Source organism: Kitasatospora sp. NPDC057500 (assembly GCF_042802195.1).
Lineage (GTDB): Bacteria > Actinomycetota > Actinomycetes > Streptomycetales > Streptomycetaceae > Kitasatospora.
Genome location: NZ_JBHVER010000394.1, coordinates 1 through 2,941 on the forward strand (window position 1 = coordinate 1; position 2,941 = coordinate 2,941).

Consider the following 2,941-nt stretch of genomic DNA (forward strand, 5'->3'; position numbering starts at 1 on the left):
CTTCCGGGGCGGTGCGGTTCCCGCGGCCGGGCCGCGGCGAGCGCTGCCGGCCGGGTCAGCCGCGGCGGGCGCGACGGGCCAGCGCGACGGCGGCGGCGCCGATCGCGATCAGCGCGGCGGCGATGCCCGCCGGGACGACGGGGTCGGAGGAGCCGGTGTCGGCCAGCTCGCCGGCGGCCTCCTTGGCCGGGGAGGGCTTGGCGACGGCCTTGACCACCGACGGGCTCGCGGTCGGCGTGGGGGCCTTGCTCGGCGTCGCGGTCGACGTCGGCACCGCGGCGGCGGTGCTCGGCGCGGCGGTCGGCTTCGCGGTCGCGGTCGGCTTCGCGGTCGCGGTCGGCGTCGGCGTCGGCGTGGCGGTCGGCACCGGCGCGTCAGGGTTCACGCAGTCGGGCGCGCCGTCGACCGGGGTCGTGGCGATCCGCTCGGTGGTCCAGAAGAGCACCGGACCGGCCCCCGGGTAGTAGCCGAAGTTGAGCGACGGGTCCGAGGGGTCGAGCTTGAAGTTCTTCCCGAGGGTGATCCGGGCGTTGATCACCTTGTTGTCGACCGGGCCGGTGGCCCACTTCGCCACGTCGACGGAGCCGCCGACCATGCCGACCGCGCCCAGGTCGACCCGGTGCCAGCTGCCGTCCTTCGGGTCCTGGACGTCCACCTCGGCGTCACAGGCCGGCGGGCCGTCCATCGAACCGACGCCCTGGCCCGCCCAGAGGAAGAACGAGGCCTCGGTGATGTGCCAGTCGAAGCCGTTGGCGGTCTTGATCGAGACCTTGAACGGGTGCGGCCTGCCGTCCGCCGGGATCGACTTGGGCAGCCCCTCGATGGTCGTGGTGAGGCCGTTCACCTTGACCACCCGGCCGGTACCGGCCGTCCAGTCCCTGACCTGGCCGTCCTGCCTCAGCCCGGGCCCGAGGTAGGCCTCGAACCCGATGTCCACCGCCGGGCCCTCGTGCTTCGACTGCACCACCTTGAAGCGCAGCTTGAAGGTGCGCTCCGCGTGCGGCTGCAGCTCCACCGCGGCACCGGTGACATCGGCCGCGGTGCCCTCGTAGCCGCCGGTGCCCCCGCCCAGGTCCTGGGCCGTCATCCTCACCGGCTGCCACGCGCCGGAGGCGCCGTCGGCGTACTCCACCAGGAGCTGGTCCGGGCCGAGCGACTGGGAGCCGACCACGATCAGCAGGTGCTGGTCGACGGAGGGCTTGTCGGTGTCGTTCCTGACCGTCACCGAACCCTCGGACCAGCCGCCGCCGGGCTCGACGGAGGCGAGCCCGTCCAGCCTGACGCTGTGGGTCCGGTCGCCGCCGGCCGCGTGGGCGGCAGGGGCGGTCAGCGCGACCAGCGACGCGACCAGCGCCGCAGCCATGAGCGCATGGCGAATTCTCACATGTACCTCAATGGTCCGAAATAGACGCAATTCCCGGTGAGCGCACAAGGCCCCCCCGTCACGCGGGCCGCAGAATATCCGATCACCGCGTTGGAATGTCAACCAACTATTTTTTTGCGCGGACATTCCCTACAAGTCGACAAAAACGGCCTTGATCGCGGCGGCCGTCCGGCGGATCGTGGAGACGCACCGTCCGACCGCGCCCACCCCGACTGGAGCCACCCATGACCACCCTCCGCGTGAAGGCCTTCGACCACCTCGTCCTCAACGTCGGCGACGTCGAGCGCTCGCTGGAGTTCTACACCGGCCTGCTCGGGCTGGAGCCGGTCCGCGTCGACGAATGGCGGGCCGGCAAGGCCCCCTTCCCGTCCGTCCGGATCACCCCCGAGACCATCATCGACCTGACGTCCCGCCCGCGCGGCGGGTCCAACGTCGACCACATCTGCCTCACCGTCGACCCGCTCGACTGGCAGGAGGTCATCGACTCCGGCGCCTTCACCGTCCTGGAGGGCCCCGTCACCCGCTACGGCGCCCGCGGCGACGCCACCTCCGTCTACGTCCAGGACCCGGACGGCAACACCGTCGAACTCCGCTGGTACCCCGAGGACGCCGCCTGACCGACCGCGCCCCCTCCGGGCGGCCCCGCCGACAGACGGCGAGGGCACGCCCGGGCCGTCCAATCGAACAGAAGATCAACCAAGGCAGCACTACGAAGGTACGAAGAGTCGCGTCGGTCAGTGCTGGATCGAGGAGAAGACCTCGATCTCGCACTTTGCCGCGCCACTGCGTTTGATCCTCGCGTCGCTGGTGATCAGTGGGACGCCCAGGGCTTCTGCCAGAGCGACGTACTGGGAGTCGTAGGCGCTGAGGTTGGCGTTCAGCTTCTTCACACGGTCCCAGAAGGGAAAGGTCTCGCGCTTGGCGATGGGAAGTACGCGGTACGCGGCGACCGCCCTCTCCATCTCCTTCTCCATCAACTTGCCGCCACGATGCATGCCGAGGAGGGCCGACTGGATCTCGTAGTCCAGGAGGGTGGGCGCGTACACGTCCCCCGCCTCGGTCACCCGACCGCGGACGAGCTTTCCGTCGGAACCCTGAGCCGTGAGAGCCAGGACGAGCGCGGAGCAGTCAATGACGATCAACGTCCGGATCGCCCCTCATCGATGGCGGCGAGGACATCGGCCGCACTGACGTCGGCGGTGGTCTCCCGGTCGAGCCGCGCCATCATCTCCGCCATCGTGGGCCTGGACGCCTCCCTGGCGATCAAGTCCTGCATGAACGCCTGCAGTGACTTGCCTGCCTGAGCCGCGCGGACCTTCAGGGTCTGGATCTGGTCGTCCGGGACGTCCCGGATCGTGAGGGCAGTCATGTCTGCATTCTAGCTCCACTATCTGCAAAATGCAGATAGTGGAGCTCATTCGCAGCCGGCACGACGGAGCGGCCCCCCCCGGGGGCCACGGGGCGGCGCGCCCGGCCCCCCACCGCCCTCGGCCCCGGGGCGGGAGGCCCTGGTGGCCGGGGGCGTGTACGCCAAGGGCAAGGGCTGCATTCCCGCCC

4 protein-coding genes are annotated in these 2,941 nt (G+C 70.7%); 1 reads left to right on the forward strand and 3 read right to left on the reverse strand.

The features are described from left to right. Positions 1 to 55 precede the first annotated feature (55 nt). Positions 56 to 1,363: a hypothetical protein gene (locus tag ACFU74_RS36810; protein WP_380764494.1), complete on the reverse strand. Its 1,308-nt coding sequence runs from the start codon at positions 1,361 to 1,363 to the stop codon at positions 56 to 58. 245 nt (positions 1,364 to 1,608) lie between these two features. On the opposite strand from ACFU74_RS36810, the gene ACFU74_RS36815 reads away from it, so the two are divergent. Continuing rightward, positions 1,609 to 2,001, forward strand: coding sequence for a VOC family protein (locus ACFU74_RS36815; RefSeq protein ID WP_380764495.1), 393 nt, complete (start codon positions 1,609 to 1,611; stop codon positions 1,999 to 2,001). Positions 2,002 to 2,118: 117 nt separating this feature from the next. Here the strand turns inward: ACFU74_RS36815 and ACFU74_RS36820 are convergent, their stop codons facing one another. Both ACFU74_RS36820 and ACFU74_RS36825 read right to left on the reverse strand, forming a co-directional pair. After that, complete coding sequence (locus ACFU74_RS36820; protein WP_380764496.1) at positions 2,119 to 2,526, reverse strand: type II toxin-antitoxin system VapC family toxin; 408 nt, start codon at positions 2,524 to 2,526, stop codon at positions 2,119 to 2,121. Next, positions 2,523 to 2,753, reverse strand: a complete 231-nt coding sequence (locus ACFU74_RS36825; protein WP_380764497.1) for an antitoxin — start codon at positions 2,751 to 2,753, stop codon at positions 2,523 to 2,525. Before ACFU74_RS36825 ends, ACFU74_RS36820 begins: the two co-directional genes overlap by 4 nt. Positions 2,754 to 2,941: the final 188 nt, after the last annotated feature.